This window comes from Lacrimispora xylanolytica (assembly GCF_026723765.1).
Classification (GTDB): domain Bacteria; phylum Bacillota; class Clostridia; order Lachnospirales; family Lachnospiraceae; genus Lacrimispora; species Lacrimispora xylanolytica.
The window spans coordinates 915,001-932,924 of the sequence record NZ_CP113524.1 but is presented as its reverse complement, the minus strand read 5'-3'; the positions used below and the strand labels follow the sequence as shown (position 1 = coordinate 932,924).

The window sequence follows — 17,924 nt, the reverse complement described above, 5'->3', positions numbered from 1 at the left end:
TTCTCCTATCTAGCTCCTTATGGGCTAACGTATTTCGCCGGATTTACATAGCTTCCATCTACCCTGATTCCAAAATGGAGGTGAGGCCCGGTAGAATATCCGGTAGAACCCACTTTTGCAATTACCTGCCCCTGAGATACCTCTTGCCCTGCGGACACCAAAAGCTCCGAACAGTGCATATAGACGGTATAAACACCGCCGCCATGATGTATCATGATATAGTTGCCGGCAGAATAACTGTATGTAGATATGGTAACTGTACCAGACGCCGCCGCTACGATGTCGCTTCCCGTTGGTGCGCTCACATCAATTCCCTTATGATTGGTAGATGCACCCTCTGTCGGGGAATCTCTGTCACCAAAGCCAGAGGTAATCTTGCTTGAAGAAGGGCAGGGCCATATAAACTTAATATTCCCGATCGCAACCGTATTATACGTTTTTCCTGCTTTCTGGGCTGCTTTACGCGCTTCTTCTTCCTTTTTACGGATCTCTGCCTCCATAGCTTCGATGCGCTTTTCCTGTTCTGCGATATCCTGGTTGAGCTCTTTTAAACTATTTCTGCCGTCATTGATCTTATTTTGGTAAACGGCAAGGTCAGCATTTTTCTTACTGATGAGGCTTTCTACCTCCTGCTGTTTTTTGCTGGTTGCTGCCTCAAAGGCGGCCAGCTCCTCCCGCTCTGCCAAAAGTACCTGTTCCCGCTGCTCTACCTCTTCTTTCGATCTTTTGTAGTTCTCCAGCATTCTCCTATCATATGCGACAATGCTGCTGATATATTCCGCCCGGTTAAAAAGCTGGGTGAGATCGCCAGACTTAAATAATAAGTCAATATAGCTTGTCTCACCCTTTTCATACATATATTGAATTCTCAGCTTCATATCCTCATATTGGCGAGAGACCGTCGTCTTTGCAGCTTCCAGTTCCTCACTGGCTGCTTTTATCTCTTCTTCCTTTGCACTCATCTGGGACTGCAGTGCATTTACCTGTTTGTTTAATGAATCAAGGCTGGTGTCAAGGTTTTTTATGTAACTGGCAGCATCCTGCTCTAACCCTTCCAGCTCCTTTAAGGTTGTTTCTATTTCCTTCTTTTCTTCTTCCAAAGAAGAGGCCTTTTTCTTTGCCTCATCCATCTCAGTTTTAGTCGCATAAGAAGGAAATATGCATGATACTGCCATCAAACTGCATAGTCCTGCTGCAAACAGCCTCTTTTTAAAATTCATGGGCATTTCCCCTTACACTTTTAAATGCTTTCTAATGGTAAAGAAGCTTACAAAGAAACCAATACCCAGTCCCAAGGACAGGGCAGTTACCGCCATGTACGGGAATATTGCCTCCACCGGGAGAAACTGAAACAGTCCCGATAAAATGCTGAACTTTGTAACAACATACTCAACCGTAGAACGGTATAGAAAATAAATGGCAATGAGAGGAATGGAGGCTCCAATCAGGCCTATGATAACACCTTCCACTACAAAGGGGGCCCGTATCATATAATCCGTGGCTCCTATCAGCTTCATGATGTGATTTTCATTCTTACGGAAAGCAGCAGCCACAGATATGGTATTGCTGATAAGGAAAATAGCTACCGCAAGTAAAATGCCGATGATCAGCATGGAAAGCACTCCAATGACCTTATTTAAGCTATTCATGCCCTCTGCAGCGGTTCTGGAGTAATTGACTTTTCTTACTCCTTCAATGCCTTTTAACCAGTCCACAACTTTATCCTGATCTACCAAATCTTTTAAGTATACGGTATAAGAGGATGAATTGGCCAGAGGATTATCTTCCTCAAACCCTTCTGCCAGATCCTGCATATCACCAAAATACGCTTCTTTTGCTTCCGCCCAGGCTTCCTCTGCGGAAATGAACTTTACTTCCTTTACTTCTTCCCTGGCTTTAATCTGATTACCGATTGCCGTTATTTTATTCTTATCAAGTCCGGCTTCAAAAAATACGGTAATTCCAACGGTGCCCTCTGTATTCTTAATCACATGCTGAACATTTATAACAATGGAAAAAAACAGGCAGAAAAGAAAAATGCATGCGGATACCGTAGCAATGGAGGCAAGGGAAAACAAAATGTTCCTGCATATATTATTAACGCCCTGCTTTAAGCAGTACCAAAATGTACTAATTCTCATATGTATAACCGCCTTTTTTCTCATCACTAATGATGGCTCCGCGATCCATCACAATCACTCGCTTCTTCATCCGATCTACGATCTCCTGGCTATGAGTTACTACGATTACAGTAGTTCCCTGCTTGTTGATCTCGTTTAGAAGCTTCATGATCTCCATGGAATTGTGCCCATCTAAATTTCCAGTGGGTTCATCTGCAAGAAGAATTTCCGGTCGGTTAATCAGAGCCCTGGCAATGGCAACACGCTGCTGCTCACCACCGGACAACTGCTGAGGAAAAAATTTGTATTTTGACGATAAGCCTACCATCTTTAACATGGCTGGGACAGACTCTTTGATGCTTTTTGTAGAGGCACCAATGACTCTTTGGGCAAAAGCAACGTTTTCATAAACATTACGGTCTTTTAAAAGACGGAAGTCCTGAAAGACCATGCCTAGCTTTCGTCTGTATTTTGGAATAAATTTTCTTGGCATCTTGCCTAAATTCATATCATTTACTATTATTTTGCCGGAGGTTGGTTCCACTTCTTTTAACAGCATTTTTAAAAGTGTTGATTTACCTGAACCGCTGCGGCCGATGATGAAAACAAATTCTCCATCTTCCACATTGATGCTGACGTTGCGAAGGGCTTTGTTACCGGCTTCATATGTTTTACTTACATTCCATAATTCTATCATTTCAGTCCTCTAAGTCTTTTTGCTTACGTACTTTTTGCATGGAAAGGATTGTTGCTTGTGTTACTCTATACCACAGTGAAACTTCGATTCCGCTTCGCTTCATCTCAGTTTACGGGGATGTCCAATAAAAAGAGAGGGAGCTAAGCATCTGCTTTTACGCTAGCGGAGATTTTGTGTGCTTCCCTCTAACCCGCAGCGAAACTTCGATTCCGCTTCGCTTCATCTCAGTTTACGGGCTTCGCCCTATGAAAAGAGGCAGCAAATCATCTGCTTTTACGCTAGCGGAGGTTTTGTGTGCTTCCCTCTAACCCGCAGTGAAACTTCGATTCCGCTTCGCTTCATCTCAGTTTACGGGCTTCGCCCTATGAAAAGAGGCAGCAAATCATCTGCTTTTACGCTAGCGGAGGTTTTGTGTGCTTCCCTCTAACCCGCAGTGAAACTTCGATTCCGCTTCGCTTCATCTCAGTTTACGGGCTTCGCCCTATGAAAAGAGGCAGCAAATCATCTGCTTTTACGCTAGCGGAGGTTTTGTGTGCTTCCCTCTAACCCGCAGTGAAACTTCGATTCCGCTTCGCTTCATCTCAGTTTACGGGCTTCGCCCTATGAAAAGAGACAGCAAATCATCTGCTTTTACGCTAGCGTAACGCAGCTGTTTTGCTGCCTCTTTTCGCACTGCTCATGGCTGGCGTTAATAGTCTTGGTTCTCCATGTATTTCATGTATTTTACAACCATAAGTGCGATCTTAAACGTAATCGCATCCTCAAACACCCTAAGGTCCAACCCAGTACTCTTCTGAAGCTTATCCAAACGATATACCAAAGTATTTCTATGAATATAAAGCTGTCTGGATGTCTCTGATACGTTCAAGCTATTCTCAAAGAATTTATTAATGGTCGTTAATGTCTCTTCATCAAAATCATCTGGTGATTTGCCGTCGAAGATTTCTCTGATAAACATACGACATAATGGAAGTGGGAGCTGATAAATCAGACGGCCAATGCCAAGCTTGCTGTAAGCAACTACATTCTTATTGCTATAGAAGATCTTGCCAACATCCATAGCCATCTTAGCTTCCTTATAAGATCTGGAAACTTCTTTGATTTCGCTGACAATGGTACCAAAGGCAACGTGAACCTGGGTCATGGCTTCTGTGTTGAGCATGTCCAGAATGGTATTCGCTGTCTTTTCTAAATCCTCATATGTCTCGCCTTCTTTTACTTCCTTTACGAGAATGATGTTTTTCTCATCTACAGCAGTAACAAAATCCTTTGTTTTAGCCGCAAATAGATTGCGCACTGTTTCAAGCGCATTTACATCCTTTTCATGCTGGGTCTCAATAATAAATACGACTCTTTTGATATTTGTTTCAATGTGCAGTTTCTTTGCACGGTTATAAATATCAACCAAAAGGAGATTATCAAGAAGTAAATTTTTGATGAAATTATCTTTATCGAAACGTTCTTTATATGCAACCAAAAGGCTCTGAATCTGAAACGTAGCCAGTTTGCCGACCATATATACATCATCGCTTCCTCCTTTTGCAAGAAGGATGTATTCTAATTGGTGTTCATCGAACACTTTAAAAAACTGGTATCCCTGGATTACCTGGCTGTCGGCCGGAGAATCCACGAAAGCCAGGATTGAACTTTCATAATCTTCCGCATCAGGAAATGTGGTAGCCAATACCTTTCCTTCTGTATCACAAATACACAGATCAATTCTTGTAATTCCTTTTAATCCTTCAATGGTCGTTTGAAGTATTTGATTCGAAATCATGGCATATTCTCCTTTTTCGTAAATTTACCTTATTCTATATTAAAGCAAAAAGAAAAAAAAAGCAAGCGAGTATCATACCCGCCTGCTGAATTTTTCATATAATTTAGTTTAAAACAACAAGTTCTGTATCCTTATCAAATACATGTACCTTGGATAAATCAAGTGCAAGCTTAATTGTATCGCCAGGTCTAGCAGTTGTACGAGGATTTACTCTTGCTGTAAAGCTTGCATCATCAACATCAAAGTATAAGTAAACTTCTGCACCTAAGAGCTCATAAACTCTGATGGTTGCGTCAATGATACTGTTTGGAGAAGATGCAAGGAATGCTTCCTCATCGTGTAAATCTTCTGGACGGATTCCTAAAACTACAGTTTTTCCAACATAGCCTGCTGCCTCTAACTTTTTAGCCTTTGCTTCTGGAAGAGCGATTGTGTTGCCTCCAAAAGTAAGTGTTACATCGCTGCCATTTTTAGCAACTGTAGCATCGATTAAGTTCATCTGAGGAGCTCCGATAAATCCAGCAACGAACTTGTTGCCTGGCTTATCGTATAAGTTCTGAGGAGAGTCAACCTGCTGGATAACGCCGTCCTTCATAACTACGATTCTGGTACCAAGAGTCATAGCCTCTGTCTGGTCATGTGTTACGTAGATAATGGTTGCCTGAAGTCTCTGATGTAACTTGGAGATCTCAATACGCATCTGGCCTCTCAGCTTTGCATCAAGGTTTGACAGAGGCTCATCCATTAAGAATACTTTAGGATTACGTACGATGGCACGTCCCATGGCAACACGCTGTCTCTGTCCACCGGATAAAGCCTTTGGCTTACGGTCTAACAGATGCTCAAGGTCAAGAATTCTTGCAGCTTCATGAACCTGCTTCTCAATCTCTTCCTTTGGAGTTTTTCTAAGCTTAAGACCAAACGCCATGTTATCGTATACAGTCATATGCGGATAAAGAGCGTAGTTCTGGAATACCATTGCGATATCTCTGTCCTTTGGCTCAACATCATTCATCAATTTTCCGTCAATGTAAAGTTCACCGGAAGAAATGTCTTCCAGACCTGCGATCATACGAAGGGTTGTGGACTTACCACATCCGGATGGTCCTACGAAAATAACGAATTCTCTATCTGCGATTTCCAGATTAAAATCCTTAACTGCCTCAAATCCATTCGGATATCTTTTGACAATGTTTTTCAATGATAAACTAGCCATCTTACTAATCCTCCTAAAAATATAATGTAAACCACTTGTAACAGCCAAAAGCCCCCACAGCCCTGGCTCATGTTTCTTGAAATAATCATACATGAATTGAATTTTATTTACCATATTGTTATTTACCAAAAAGAATTTAGGGCTTTTGGCTAATTTGTATAACATACAAAAAAATTGACTGAAACGTCAAAATAACAAAAGAATGGCCTGGCTTTTTCTGTCTATATTCGATAGCAAGCGCTTAATTTTCATGATATTTGGTAATAAATTACAAGGCGGAGCCGCAAATATCGACTCCGCCTTGTGTAATTTTTTGTCATTTTATTGTTTTCTAACAAGAACGTTCAACCACTTAACGTCAGAATGACCAGTACGGACATCCTCGGTTTCCCAGATCTTAACAATTTCAAATCGACCGTTATCCCTTAGAAGCTCAGTGATAGAATCAGCCGTATAATCGGTGAAATACCGTTTTCCCCGAAACCCCTCAAAATCTCCAAGCTTATATGACATATAAAGGATTCCCCTGTCATTTAAGGCCCTTGCTATCTTTGTAAGAATGTCAGACAGTTCCTTCTTCGGAGTATGAAGTAATGATGCGCATGCCCAGATACCATCGAAAACGTTGTCAAAATCCATTTCCTCAAATGTCATCTTAAGCACTTCCAGACCAGTGTGGATCTCTGCCAGCTTGCACATCTCTTCCGATGCATCAAGCGGAGTTACGTCATATCCAAGGTCATAGAAGGTCAGGCTGTCTCTGCCTGATCCGCAGCCTAAATCCAGAATAGTATCTCCCTCTTCGAGAAGATCAGTGAATTCCTTCATGATCTTTGACATATCCTGATTTACAGTTTCCTCAAATTCCTTTGCCGCATACTTATTATAATAGTCTATCGAGTCCAAAATAATCCTCCTGTTATCCGCTTACCCGCTATTTAATCTTATCGATTTTGCTATCTGTTATGTTAACTTTTCCTTCTTTTAAAAGATGGCCTATGGCACGCTTAAATGCATTTTTGCTCATGGAAAATTCCCTTTTAATGATCTCAGGATCTGCCTTATCTGTAAATGGCAGACTTCCCTGAAACTGGGTATCTATGATTTCATACACACGGGCAGCATCCTGATCCATCTGAATATGAGCCTTCTGTCTTGGACTTAGATCCAGCTTTCCGTCTTCCCGCACCTTCATTACCCGGGCGGTCACACTATCACCTTCCCTGTAAGTTTCAAATAATTCCTTTTGTGGGATCAGACCGTAATACTGATTGTCTACGGCTACAAATGCACCGAGAGTATCACTTATTTCATAGATGATGCCAGTAACCTGATCGTCCTTTTTATAAGGTGACTGATTGCTCATATAGGAGTATACCCGCATGGTCGCAGCCAAGCGTTTGCTCTTGTCAATGTAAAGGGCCACCAACACCTGCTCACCCTGACGGACCTTATGTGTCTGTTCCTTAAAGGGCAGAAGAAGATCCTTTTCAAGACCCATATCGAGAAATGCACCGATCTTTCCAACCTCTTTTACATTAAGTACGGCAGTTTCCCCTACCTTAAGCTTTGGCTCAGCTGTGGTAGCAATGAGCCGGTCCTCAGAATCCTTATAGATAAAAACGTGGATCCTGTCACCAGGAGAAGTATTTTCCGGAACCTGCTTCTTAGGAAGAAGGACAGAGGCCTCACCTGAGCCATCTTCTCCAAGATATACACCGAATTCCTTGACCCTCTGTACTACCAGGGTCTGCATCTTTCCTAATTCTATCATGTTATTTCCTCTCTGTTTTTCCCTGCAGCCAAATGACCGCAAAGGCGTTCCCCTGCCCGTCACACAAAGAAACCGTATAACCTTCCTCTGTCCGGCTGATGCGGGGATAAATAGCATCACCAAAGACTGCCGCTTTTTTATATTCCACTCTCAGTTCCGTAACCTCCATGTCATCCGGAAGCACTTCCCTGGCAATCTCTACATATTTTGCATTGTTCACATGATGATTGGTATCAATATGATGCTTGCTTACAGTCACAGGATCCAGTGCCTTGTAATCCTCCGGCAGTTCAATCCTTCTTGGAGCATAATCCATAGTAAGCTTCTCTTCCCAGCCATCGCCATACCCCTTGATATCATCAGGCTCAATCTTAACTGGCCTGCCCTTTTGCGTATCAAAGAGAAACCAAACGGAATTGGCCCTTACCAGATAGTTTCCGTTCTTATCACTAATGGTAAAATTCCGGTATCCGTAAAAGCCCTTAAAGTCATAAGGCCAGGTGCTGATTACGATCTCTTCCCCCAGAACCGGATAACGGTCCACAACAATCTGCCAGGAAGAAAGCCACCATGCTTTGTGACGTTTTATCAGGTAAGAGAGACCTAATCCGTTATCCTCAGACTGAAATGTGGAACAATCCTGAAGATAGTTCATGATGCCAGTTAATGTCAGTTTCCCATATTCATCTGTCTCACTGTAACGGACTCTGCTGCCGAAATAATACATCTTACACCTCTCACCAAAATTATATAACATTATAATGCATTTTTATGTTCTTGTCCAGATAAACCAAAAACATCCTACTTATATATGCAAAAAACGGAACCTATCCAGGTTCCGTTTACTAACTGGGCTACAAGGATTCGAACCTTGAAAATGACGGAGTCAGAGTCCGTTGCCTTACCATTTGGCGATAGCCCATCACTACAACGAGATTCATTATACATGAAACTACAAAATGTGTCAAGCATTTTTCCCAAAATTTTCTATTGTGTCAAATTTTGCAAAAAAACAGCTCCGATTCTCTAAAATCTTAGAAAACCAAAGCTTCCCATTAAACTGGGCTACAAGGATTCGAACCTTGAAAATGACGGAGTCAGAGTCCGTTGCCTTACCATTTGGCGATAGCCCATTAACACAACGAGTGTATTATACTACCAATTTTCTCTTTGGTCAAGCACTAATTATAGTTTTTTCGGAATAAAGAAAAAACCGCCTCTCAGTGAGCGGTTTCCTTTTGGGATGTCTGTTCCTGAGAGACGTTTTTCTCGGTGCTATGTTCTATATTCTCTGTCTCAGCAGGTGCCGTACTGGCTGGAACCGTTGTCTCCGCCTGGGTGGTTTCTTCTGATTCAGAATCTTCACTACCAATAACCGGAGTTTCAAAAACTCCTTTCACCGTAACCTGCTTACCAATTTTGGGTGATATACCACCAAGAATAAAAGTATATTCCTTCCCCTGGGAAAGATCAGTGACCTCTATTTCACAAGATTCCGAATCTGTATCGGAAACCTTGGCAGAATACGTATTGCCATCCCCATCTTTTACAGAAACTGTGGGGTTTTTCCACTTAACCTTTGTTTTAAAATAAACCGTAACTACACCGTCTTCATAATCCACATAATCAATCTTAATTTTCTCACCGCTTACATTGTCCTGATCAGAGGTTGTTTCCTCTGAGGAAGAAGATGGTGAGGCTGAAGTCGTCTGAGCCTGAGATGAATCCTTATGTGCTGTTGTCTGGCTCTCTGTTTCAGAAGATGGCTGGACAGCAGAAGTTTCCTGTTCCGTAACTGATTCCGCTGTAGGATCAGTTACCGGGGGTGCCGTAGTGACTTTCGTAGTTGCATCTGTCTCCGCCTCCGTCACCTCGGTTTTTCCACCTACGGCATAGGATCGTTCCGTAATCACCTTGGCAATCTGCTCCATGTTAAGGGAGGCAAGATTCTTTATATCATCTAAAGTCAGGGAGGGATTCTGATCCATCAGTTCCTTTAAAAAGTAGGCCTTCCCATAAGAAATTCCGTACTCGGAAGCAAACCCTTTTACCTGTTCCTCATCAATCACCTGCTGGTCATATACAACCGCTTCTAATTGTTTTTCCTTCAATGCCGTCTTTATGTCACTCACAACGGTTGACCGGAGATTCTTTGCTTTTTTTACACTGTCATTGGCAACGGTAACTAAAATGGCATTATCGGAATCCGTTAGATAACCATTGGTGACCAAGGCTCCGATCACTGCATTTACTGCCACATTTAAATCCACGCCCTTTAGATCCATCTGCTCCATGATATTTTTAGCATCTTCATTCAGAGCTTTGGCAGACAGTACCTTATTTCTTTGATTCACAGACAATTCAACGCTTGGATTTACATCAATTCCAATGACAGAGTCCACTCTTCCGTTTTGGTACGTATAGGTACCTCCAGCTAGGGCGACCATGCAAAAACAGGCGGCTATCAAAGAGGCGATTACCCTCCGCCGAATCATGAAAACAGGCCTTTTATGTACTTCAATCGCTTCCTGTGGGGTACTTAAATCAATGCGGTCTAGAACATCAGGTACCATATCCCGGGCAGCAGTGGTTATGCAGGCTTCGATTTGCTTTTTATTCATTTGTCTCTGATCTGACTGGTTCATATCAAAGCCTACTCCTCTCTTAAATAATTTTCCAACTTTTTCATGGCACGGTTATATCTGGATAGCGCAGTTGCCAAAGGAATATTCAGACTGGCAGCGATCTCTCTATGCTTCATACCGCCCGATGTATGAAGCAGAACAATCTCCCGCTCCTCCTCTTTTAAAATCTGAAGAGCCGCAAGAAGCACCATCTTATCTGCCGCCATCTCAATTTCCTTACAAACCTCTCCTGCTTCTAGACCCATTAAATCATCTATCGTAACATCCGAATCATGTTTCTGTTCCCGAAACTTCATATAACATAGATTCCGTGCAATCGTAAACATCCAGGCCAGCGGCTTCCCCTGAGATTTATAGCCTTTTGCAGAGGTCCAGATCTTTAAGTAAGACTCCTGCATAATCTCTTCTGCATCCTGGGGATTCTTTACAATGGACAGTATAAAACTGTACATCGTACGGTCCGTATTCTGGTATAGCTGTCGAAAGGCTTCCTGGTCACCATCTGCGACTTTATTAAGAAGCTTTTCATCGCTCAAACGGCCGTAATCTTCCGGCCGGTCAAGGCTCATCAATCCCATAAATAGCATGGTTTGGATTTCCTTTCTACTAAGTTAATGCGGAATACTGTCATCTTATTGCATAAAATGGAAAATTATTTATTACCTTATTTTTCCACTGCGAAGCCACTTTCTTCTGTCATGACCAGACAGCATCGATTATCAGTTTCAGTCACTTTCTTTATGATTTCTTCCTTTAACCGTTCTCGTTTCTTTTTATCGTATTCCCTGGGAAATACCAGATCAAAGATCAGGTTGATCTGTTCTTGCCCATCGATCAACCGAAAATCGTGAAATGATATCCTGGGATCCACACCATGAATTACATTCTCCAGCATGCTCCCAAATTCCATCACTCTGGAATTTTTTGTTTCCACCGGATCCATGTGGATAACCAGAAAAATACCGAACTTTTTTAAGGCTTCCCGTTCAATACGGTCCACAACCTCATGAGAGATTTCCACATTTACATCATTAGGTACCTCCGCATGAATAGAAGCCATGCTTCTGGAAGGTCCATAATTGTGTACAATGAGATCATGACTTCCTATAATACCTTCATAACTTTCCACAAATTCTGTAATTTCCAGATAAAGCTTTGGATCAATGGGTTCACCAATCAGAGGAGTAAGTGTTTCCTTTGCAATTTTTACACCAGCCAGCATAACGGCTACTGATACAATAAGTCCCACAATTCCGTCAATATTAAGTCCCCAAATGCCATAAACAGCCACCGATAAAATCGTTGCAGTGGTGGTGACCACATCCCCCAAAGAGTCCGCAGCCGTGGCCTTCATGACAGAGGACTGAATTCTTTCTCCAAGCTTGCGGTTAAAAAATCCAAGCCACAGCTTTACAAAGACAGAAAGGATCAAAATAACAACCGTTACGGCCTGAAAGGACATCTCTTCCGGGTTCATCACCTTCCCAAAGGAAGTTTTAAAGAGAGAAAAACCTACTTGAATGACCAGGAACGCCACAATAAATGCTGCGATATACTCCACCCTTCCATGACCAAAAGGATGATCTTCATCCGCCGGCTTACCAGCCATTCTGACTCCCACAAATCCTATAATGGAAGAAGCTGCATCCGATAAGTTATTAAACGCATCAGCCATAACAGAAATACTGTTTACCAAAAGTCCGGCAAATATTTTAGCACCAAACAGGAGAATGTTACACAAAATCCCTACGACGCTTACCATAACACCGTAACTGGTACGTACCTGGATATCTTTCGTATTTTTGTAGTTCTTTACAAAAGTCCTTACTAAAAATTCAGTCATACTTCTCCCTTCTGACCTTACCCTAATCTTTATAACTGACCTTTTCTAAAAACAGACCTTCCGCAGGCACTGTAGTTCCTGCTGCGCTGCGGTCCATTGCCTTTAATATTTCTTTCATCTCTTTTGGACTTCTCTTACCTTCTCCTACTTCTATCAGAGTGCCCATAAGGATACGCACCATATGATGTAAAAAGCCATTGCCGGTATAGCGTATAAAAAGCCTGCTACCCTCTTCCTCAAATTCAATCGCTTTCAGTATCCTTACGGTAGACTTTTTCATTTTTTTATTGGAACAAAAACTCTTAAAATCATGCTCTCCCAGAAAATACCGGGAAGCCTCTCTCATCGCATTTACATCAAGAGGCCTGCCAAAACCATAGATATACTTACGTTCAAATACCTGCTTTCTTTCCCCCGTCTCTATCCGGTAAAGATAGGTCTTTTCCTCCGCGTTCAAACGGCTGTGAAACCGATCCCCTGCACGGTCCAGGCTAATTACCCTAATGTCCTCCGGAAGATACTGGTTAAGATAATCTTTTATTTCTCCCTCGGACATCCTTGTATCCAGGTGAAAATTAGCCGTCTGGGCCAGAGCATGAACCCCTGCATCTGTCCTTCCTGATCCATGTATTTCAACTGGAACTTCTGCCAGCCGCTCTAAGATCCCTTCCAGCTTTCCCTGTATGGTACGGTCCGTATTTCCCTGCTTCTGCCAACCATCATAACGGCTGCCATCATACTCCAGTACCATCTTATAATTTTTTAGCATTTAATATCTCCGATCTTTTGTAAATAAAATAGATTCCCATCATTACCAGGGTACCAAAAGCAACACCTGCCGAATCCAGCCAAACATCTGAAATCTGACCTGAGCGTCCTTCTACAAACAACTGAATGGTTTCATCAAAAAAAGCCACAAGAAACCCTGATGCTGCATGGTAAGTCCAACGTCTTTCTTCACTCATTCCCTGAGCACCCAGACACCCAAAAAGCAGCATACCCAGTAAAGAGTATTCTGCAAAATGCCCCATTTTACGTATCACATGCTCTGTAAGCCAATAGACATTTAATTCAAAATATTGAAAAACACTTTGTATCAGATACAATAATCTGCCACTGTCTTTTGATGAAGTGTCAGCAATCTTCATGGAATTTGAAAAAATGAATAAGACATAAAGTCCAACGATCAATATCCATATATACTTTCTTTTCATTTGGACTTCCTCAAAATACCACTCTTCTCTATCATTTCTGCCGCTCTGTGAAGTGCTTCTTCATCCTGTACCAGAGCCATTCTTGCATATCCCTCACCAGAAGGCCCAAACGCACTTCCAGGAGTGACTAAAACACCAGCTTTCTCCATCAGTTCCGTAGCAAACTCCATGGAATCAGAAAATTCATCCGGTATTTTAGCCCATACAAACATGGTAGCCTTCGGTCGTTCCATCTTCCACCCAATGCGGTTAAAGCCATCACAAAGAACATCTCGACGCCTTTCATAGGCTTTTCTGGTCTCTTTTACACAGGACTGATCTCCTGTGATGGCTGCAATTGCCGCCTGCTGGATTGGGAGAAACATTCCATAGTCCATATTAGACTTAAAAGTCTTCAGTTTTTCCACTACCTCCTGATTTCCAACACAAAAACCAATTCGAGCTCCTGCCATCCCATACGTCTTTGACAGAGAATTAAATTCCACTCCAACCTCTTTTGCACCCGGAAAACGCAAAAAGCTTCCGCAGGTTTTGTCATCAAAAACAAGCTCACTATAAGCATTGTCATGCAAAACAATAATATTATATTTCTTTGCAAATGCAATCAGCTCCTCATAAAAAGAATCCGGAGCCATAGCAGTAGTCGGATTGTTTGGATAAGAAACTAACATGAATTTAGCTTTTTTTGCAATATCTTCTGGAATATCAGAAAAATCAATGATATAATCATTTTCTTTCTTCTGAGGCATATAAAAAAGGCTTGCTCCAGCTAACAAAGGTCCGTCTGCAAAAATAGGATAGCAGGGATCCGGAACAAGGACGATATCTCCATCATCAATAACAGAAAATGCAATATGTGCCAGTCCTTCCTGAGAACCAAGAAGGGAACAGATTTCCAAATCAGGATCAAGGTCTACGTGATATCTATTTTTATACCAGACAGCCACAGCCTCTAAAAGCTCTTTCTGATCACGTATGGCATAGATATAATTTTCCGGCTTTGCAGCAGCCTCACATAAGGCTTGTCTGATATGGGCCGCCGGTGGGATATTGGGAGTTCCCACACCTAAATCAATAACCTCTTCTCCCTTTTCTTCTTTCTGCTGTTTCATCTCCAACAACTTGGAGAAAATTCCCTCTCCAAATTGATTCATTCTTTCTGAAAATTGCATTGGTCGTCTCACCTCTGTCTTTTCGTAATTTTCATAATGTAAGTTATTATATTACAAAGCCTGTTATAATACAAGGATACCCATTAAAAAAGTCCCCAAAAACGGCTTAAAACCGTATATTGGGGACACTTTTACCTATGGTCCTATGGTAACCGGCACACCTAAATTACAGTAGCTCCACAATACATCCATCACATCATTATCCACTGCAACACAACCATGAGTATCCCCATCAGGAACCCTGCAGCCATGGATCATAATAGCTCCTCCAAGAGGAGTATCCCACGGCGGCTGTTCGCCTGCCTTATTGGCTCTGATGATCTCATCTCTTTGGGCCTCTGTGATAATACCGTCAGCATATCCTCTTTCCGCGTCCTTTATTCCCGGATAAGAAAGTCCCAGGGAAAGATATGCAACACTTTTATCATTTCTGGTGCAGACATAAAATTCACCGCTTGGAGTCCTCATGTCTCCTTCCACCTTCTTATTCCCTTCTGCAGAAGAAGCTCCCATGGAAACGGGATACTCTTTAATAAGAACGCCATTCTGTTTTAAAGTCAATGTCTTTAATCTTTTACTTACATATATAGTTACTCCATTGGTGGAACGAAGATTTCCGGCCCCTGGCCCTGTAGCCTGATCTGCGAGTGCTGCACCACTAAAAGAAATCGTTGTCACCAGGATAAGTACTCCCGCTATTAAGGCTCTTATTTTTCTCTTAAACCATTTCATTGCTCTAATCCCTTCTTTTTTCTACCATTATATCATCTCTCTGGAAAATGATGGGTTACATTATTCTTACAATTTTTCCAAATTTAAGAAAGAGACTTCAAATATTCCATAACTGTACCGTAGCAGCCTTCCAATCCAATCAAACCGCTATCTAGACATAAATGATAATTTTGCGCCTTCCCCCATTCACATCCAGTATAATACTGATAATAATCTTTTCGCTTCCGGTCCATATCCCGGATTCTTTGTTCTATTTCCTTAGGGTCCACTCCTGTATTTAAAGTATTAAGTCTTCGTATTCGTTCTTCAATTCCCGCATAGATATAAAGATTTACGCTATCTTCAAGCACCCTGTCCGCACAACGGCCAACAATAATACATGGCCCCTGATCAGCCAGCTTCCTTATAATACGAGTCTGGGTAAGAAATACCTGGTCCGACATTGGTATCTCATAATAATTTGAAAATGGAGTATAAATCTGCTGTTCCAGTGATTCCTTAATAACTGGTATTCTCTCATCGTAGCGTAAAAGGCTTTCTTCTGTCATACCACATTCTTCCGCAGTCAAAGCTATGAGTTCCTTATCATAAAAAGGAATCTCCAGTCCTTTTGCCAATAATTTTCCCAGCTCTCTCCCGCCGCTTCCAAACTCTCTGCTAATGGTTATTACCCTTTCCAACATATTATCTCCTCCTCTTTTGCCAAAGGGATTCAAAATCTCTCCTTACTCGAATTTTACCACATTTAAAAATTCCTGTATACCTTATTTCTCTTATCTCTGATTCTTCCCAATATTTATGATACCATCATAATAATCAAGTTTTTATTTTTATTTCCTGGTCTTTGATTCTTTTCCCTAATCCTTTTTTATTATCCTAAAACTCTTTTTTGATTTCAATGCTTCTATTCATCCTTCAATGCTTCCTTTAATCTTTCAAAGCTTTCATTAATTTTTCAATGTTCTTTTGGATCTTGCAATTGAAGGAATTAAATGCACAAAAAAACGGACCTCCATTTCTGGAAATCCGCCTTTATCTTTCGTATAAGAGCGCGAGACGGGACTCGAACCCGCGACCCCGACCTTGGCAAGGTCGTACTCCACCAACTGAGCCACTCGCGCTTACTCTCTTTTTTCAGGCATATACCCTCAAAACCACACATTGTTATATATCTTTCATCCGTTCTTTCCTCTTACCTAAACCAACCTGGTTAAGCCCTCGACCTATTAGTGACAGTCAGCTACACATGTTACCATGCTTCCACCTCTGCCCTATCTACCTCGTCGTCTTCAAGGGGTCTTACTCTTGCGATGGGATATCTCATCTTGAGGGGGGCTTCACGCTTAGATGCCTTCAGCGTTTATCCCTTCCCGACTTGGCTACTCTGCCATGGTGTTGATCACCAACAGATACACCAGAGGTCAGTCCATCCCGGTCCTCTCGTACTAAGGACAGCTCCTCTCAAATATCCTACGCCCACGCCGGATAGGGACCGAACTGTCTCACGACGTTCTGAACCCAGCTCGCGTACCGCTTTAATGGGCGAACAGCCCAACCCTTGGGACCTACTACAGCCCCAGGATGCGATGAGCCGACATCGAGGTGCCAAACCACTCCGTCGATGTGAACTCTTGGGAGTGATAAGCCTGTTATCCCCAGGGTAGCTTTTATCCGTTGAGCGATGGCAATCCCACTTTATACCACCGGATCACTAAGTCCTAGTTTCCTACCTGCTCGACCCGTCGGTCTCGCAGTCAAGCTCCCTTATGCCTTTGCACTCTTCGAATGGTTTCCGTCCATTCTGAGGGAACCTTTGAGCGCCTCCGATACACTTTCGGAGGCGACCGCCCCAGTCAAACTCCCCGCCTGACATTGTCCCCCAGCCAGGTAATGGCTGCAGGTTAGAAACCCAATATCGCAAGGGTGGTATCCCAACATCGGCTCCTCAAAGACTGGCGTCCTTGATTCACTGCCTCCCACCTATCCTGTACATGCAATACCGAATCCCAGTATCAAACTAGAGTAAAGCTCCATGGGGTCTTTCCGTCCTGGCGCAGGTAACCAGCATCTTCACTGGTATTTCAATTTCACCGGGTGCATTGTTGAGACAGCGCTCAAATCATTACGCCTTTCGTGCGGGTCGGAACTTACCCGACAAGGAATTTCGCTACCTTAGGACCGTTATAGTTACGGCCGCCGTTTACTGGGGCTTAAATTCAGAGCTTCGCGTTGCCGCTAACCCCTCCTCGTAACCTTCCAGCACCGGGCAGGCGTCAGCCCATATACCTCACCTTTCGGTTTTGCATAGACCTGTGTTTTTGCTAAACAGTTGCTTGAGCCTATTCTCTGCGGCCTGATTTCTCAGGCACCCCTTATCCCGAAGTTACGGGGTCATTTTGCCGAGTTCCTTAACAATGCTTCTCCCGCCGGCCTTAGGATTCTCTCCTCATCCACCTGTGTCGGTTTACGGTACGGGCACATATTACACAATAGCGGCTTTTCTTGACAGCCCCTACAGAGACTTCCCTACTTTTGTTCGGTACGCGTCACACCTTCCTGTTGTTAAGCGGATTTGCCAACTTAACCAGTCCAATGCTTGCCCCGGTCTTTTCATTCCCGGGTTCTCTCTCGGTTCTGTGTCCCCACAGTTCTGATAATATGCGGTACAGGAATTTCAACCTGTTGTCCATCGACTACGTCTTTCGACCTCGCCTTAGGCCCCGACTTACCCAGA

16 protein-coding genes, 3 tRNA genes and 1 rRNA gene (1 of these 20 running past the window's edge) are annotated in these 17,924 nt (G+C 42.7%); all 20 read right to left on the bottom strand.

The features are described from left to right. Positions 1-17: 17 nt before the first annotated feature. Entirely contained in the window at positions 18-1,220 is a 1,203-nt protein-coding gene (locus OW255_RS04510) for a murein hydrolase activator EnvC family protein (RefSeq protein WP_024837099.1), read from the bottom strand. A 12-nt stretch (positions 1,221-1,232) separates the two neighbouring features. Beyond that, a complete protein-coding gene (gene ftsX, locus OW255_RS04505; RefSeq protein ID WP_024837100.1) occupies positions 1,233-2,141 on the bottom strand; it encodes a permease-like cell division protein FtsX in 909 nt (302 codons plus the stop codon). Then, entirely contained in the window at positions 2,131-2,817 is a 687-nt protein-coding gene (gene ftsE / locus OW255_RS04500; RefSeq protein WP_024837101.1) for a cell division ATP-binding protein FtsE, read from the bottom strand. Before ftsE ends, ftsX begins: the two co-directional genes overlap by 11 nt. A gap of 688 nt (positions 2,818-3,505) precedes the next feature. Next, the gene (locus tag OW255_RS04495) at positions 3,506-4,594 is read right to left on the bottom strand and encodes a PucR family transcriptional regulator (protein WP_024837102.1); all 1,089 of its coding nucleotides are present in this window, start codon (positions 4,592-4,594) and stop codon (positions 3,506-3,508) included. Positions 4,595-4,697: 103 nt separating this feature from the next. Continuing rightward, on the bottom strand, positions 4,698-5,810 hold the full coding sequence (locus tag OW255_RS04490) for an ABC transporter ATP-binding protein (protein WP_024837103.1): 1,113 nt from the start codon (positions 5,808-5,810) through the stop codon (positions 4,698-4,700). Positions 5,811-6,131: 321 nt separating this feature from the next. Further along, positions 6,132-6,716: a class I SAM-dependent methyltransferase gene (locus OW255_RS04485; protein ID WP_024837104.1), complete on the bottom strand. Its 585-nt coding sequence runs from the start codon at positions 6,714-6,716 to the stop codon at positions 6,132-6,134. A gap of 28 nt (positions 6,717-6,744) precedes the next feature. After that, positions 6,745-7,584 carry a CvfB family protein gene (locus OW255_RS04480; protein ID WP_024837105.1) on the bottom strand — a complete coding sequence of 280 codons (840 nt, stop codon included), beginning with the start codon at positions 7,582-7,584 and terminating at the stop codon, positions 6,745-6,747. A 1-nt stretch (position 7,585) separates the two neighbouring features. Next, positions 7,586-8,311, bottom strand: a complete 726-nt coding sequence (locus OW255_RS04475; protein WP_024837106.1) for an acyl-[acyl-carrier-protein] thioesterase — start codon at positions 8,309-8,311, stop codon at positions 7,586-7,588. Between the two features lie 122 nt (positions 8,312-8,433). Then, a tRNA-Gln gene (locus OW255_RS04470) sits at positions 8,434-8,506 on the bottom strand. A 138-nt stretch (positions 8,507-8,644) separates the two neighbouring features. Next, positions 8,645-8,717, bottom strand: a tRNA-Gln gene (locus OW255_RS04465). Between the two features lie 87 nt (positions 8,718-8,804). Continuing rightward, entirely contained in the window at positions 8,805-10,229 is a 1,425-nt protein-coding gene (locus OW255_RS04460) for an anti-sigma-I factor RsgI family protein (protein WP_024837107.1), read from the bottom strand. Positions 10,230-10,237: 8 nt separating this feature from the next. After that, positions 10,238-10,816, bottom strand: coding sequence for an RNA polymerase sigma factor (locus OW255_RS04455; protein ID WP_024837108.1), 579 nt, complete (start codon positions 10,814-10,816; stop codon positions 10,238-10,240). A 77-nt stretch (positions 10,817-10,893) separates the two neighbouring features. Next, positions 10,894-12,072: a cation diffusion facilitator family transporter gene (locus OW255_RS04450; RefSeq protein ID WP_024837109.1), complete on the bottom strand. Its 1,179-nt coding sequence runs from the start codon at positions 12,070-12,072 to the stop codon at positions 10,894-10,896. A 22-nt stretch (positions 12,073-12,094) separates the two neighbouring features. Beyond that, positions 12,095-12,841 carry a tRNA pseudouridine(38-40) synthase TruA gene (gene truA / locus OW255_RS04445; RefSeq protein ID WP_268115754.1) on the bottom strand — a complete coding sequence of 249 codons (747 nt, stop codon included), beginning with the start codon at positions 12,839-12,841 and terminating at the stop codon, positions 12,095-12,097. Next, on the bottom strand, positions 12,825-13,286 hold the full coding sequence (locus OW255_RS04440) for a VanZ family protein (protein ID WP_268115753.1): 462 nt from the start codon (positions 13,284-13,286) through the stop codon (positions 12,825-12,827). The genes truA and OW255_RS04440 overlap by 17 nt, the downstream gene beginning before the upstream one ends. Continuing rightward, positions 13,283-14,458, bottom strand: a complete 1,176-nt coding sequence (locus OW255_RS04435) for an aminotransferase class I/II-fold pyridoxal phosphate-dependent enzyme (protein ID WP_268115751.1) — start codon at positions 14,456-14,458, stop codon at positions 13,283-13,285. The genes OW255_RS04440 and OW255_RS04435 overlap by 4 nt, the downstream gene beginning before the upstream one ends. 135 nt (positions 14,459-14,593) lie before the next feature. Next, positions 14,594-15,190: a L,D-transpeptidase family protein gene (locus tag OW255_RS04430; protein WP_024837113.1), complete on the bottom strand. Its 597-nt coding sequence runs from the start codon at positions 15,188-15,190 to the stop codon at positions 14,594-14,596. An 83-nt stretch (positions 15,191-15,273) separates the two neighbouring features. Then, on the bottom strand, positions 15,274-15,870 hold the full coding sequence (locus OW255_RS04425; RefSeq protein WP_268116573.1) for a cytidylate kinase-like family protein: 597 nt from the start codon (positions 15,868-15,870) through the stop codon (positions 15,274-15,276). Positions 15,871-16,238: 368 nt separating this feature from the next. Next, a tRNA-Gly gene (locus OW255_RS04420) sits at positions 16,239-16,311 on the bottom strand. A gap of 85 nt (positions 16,312-16,396) precedes the next feature. Beyond that, positions 16,397-17,924 (bottom strand): 23S ribosomal RNA (locus tag OW255_RS04415) (it continues 1,365 nt past the right edge of the window).

Excerpts from the sequence above, each read along its gene's own strand:
- OW255_RS04510 (WP_024837099.1), bottom strand. The coding sequence starts at position 1,220 with ATGAATTTTAAAAAGAGGCTGTTTGCAGCAGGACTATGCAGTTTGATG.
- ftsX (WP_024837100.1), bottom strand. The coding sequence starts at position 2,141 with ATGAGAATTAGTACATTTTGGTACTGCTTAAAGCAGGGCGTTAATAAT.
- ftsE (WP_024837101.1), bottom strand. The coding sequence starts at position 2,817 with ATGATAGAATTATGGAATGTAAGTAAAACATATGAAGCCGGTAACAAA.
- OW255_RS04495 (WP_024837102.1), bottom strand. The coding sequence starts at position 4,594 with ATGATTTCGAATCAAATACTTCAAACGACCATTGAAGGATTAAAAGGA.
- OW255_RS04490 (WP_024837103.1), bottom strand. The coding sequence starts at position 5,810 with ATGGCTAGTTTATCATTGAAAAACATTGTCAAAAGATATCCGAATGGA.
- OW255_RS04480 (WP_024837105.1), bottom strand. The coding sequence starts at position 7,584 with ATGATAGAATTAGGAAAGATGCAGACCCTGGTAGTACAGAGGGTCAAG.
- OW255_RS04475 (WP_024837106.1), bottom strand. The coding sequence starts at position 8,311 with ATGTATTATTTCGGCAGCAGAGTCCGTTACAGTGAGACAGATGAATAT.
- OW255_RS04460 (WP_024837107.1), bottom strand. The coding sequence starts at position 10,229 with ATGAACCAGTCAGATCAGAGACAAATGAATAAAAAGCAAATCGAAGCC.
- OW255_RS04455 (WP_024837108.1), bottom strand. The coding sequence starts at position 10,816 with ATGCTATTTATGGGATTGATGAGCCTTGACCGGCCGGAAGATTACGGC.
- OW255_RS04450 (WP_024837109.1), bottom strand. The coding sequence starts at position 12,072 with ATGACTGAATTTTTAGTAAGGACTTTTGTAAAGAACTACAAAAATACG.
- truA (WP_268115754.1), bottom strand. The coding sequence starts at position 12,841 with ATGCTAAAAAATTATAAGATGGTACTGGAGTATGATGGCAGCCGTTAT.
- OW255_RS04440 (WP_268115753.1), bottom strand. The coding sequence starts at position 13,286 with ATGAAAAGAAAGTATATATGGATATTGATCGTTGGACTTTATGTCTTA.
- OW255_RS04435 (WP_268115751.1), bottom strand. The coding sequence starts at position 14,458 with ATGCAATTTTCAGAAAGAATGAATCAATTTGGAGAGGGAATTTTCTCC.
- OW255_RS04430 (WP_024837113.1), bottom strand. The coding sequence starts at position 15,190 with ATGAAATGGTTTAAGAGAAAAATAAGAGCCTTAATAGCGGGAGTACTT.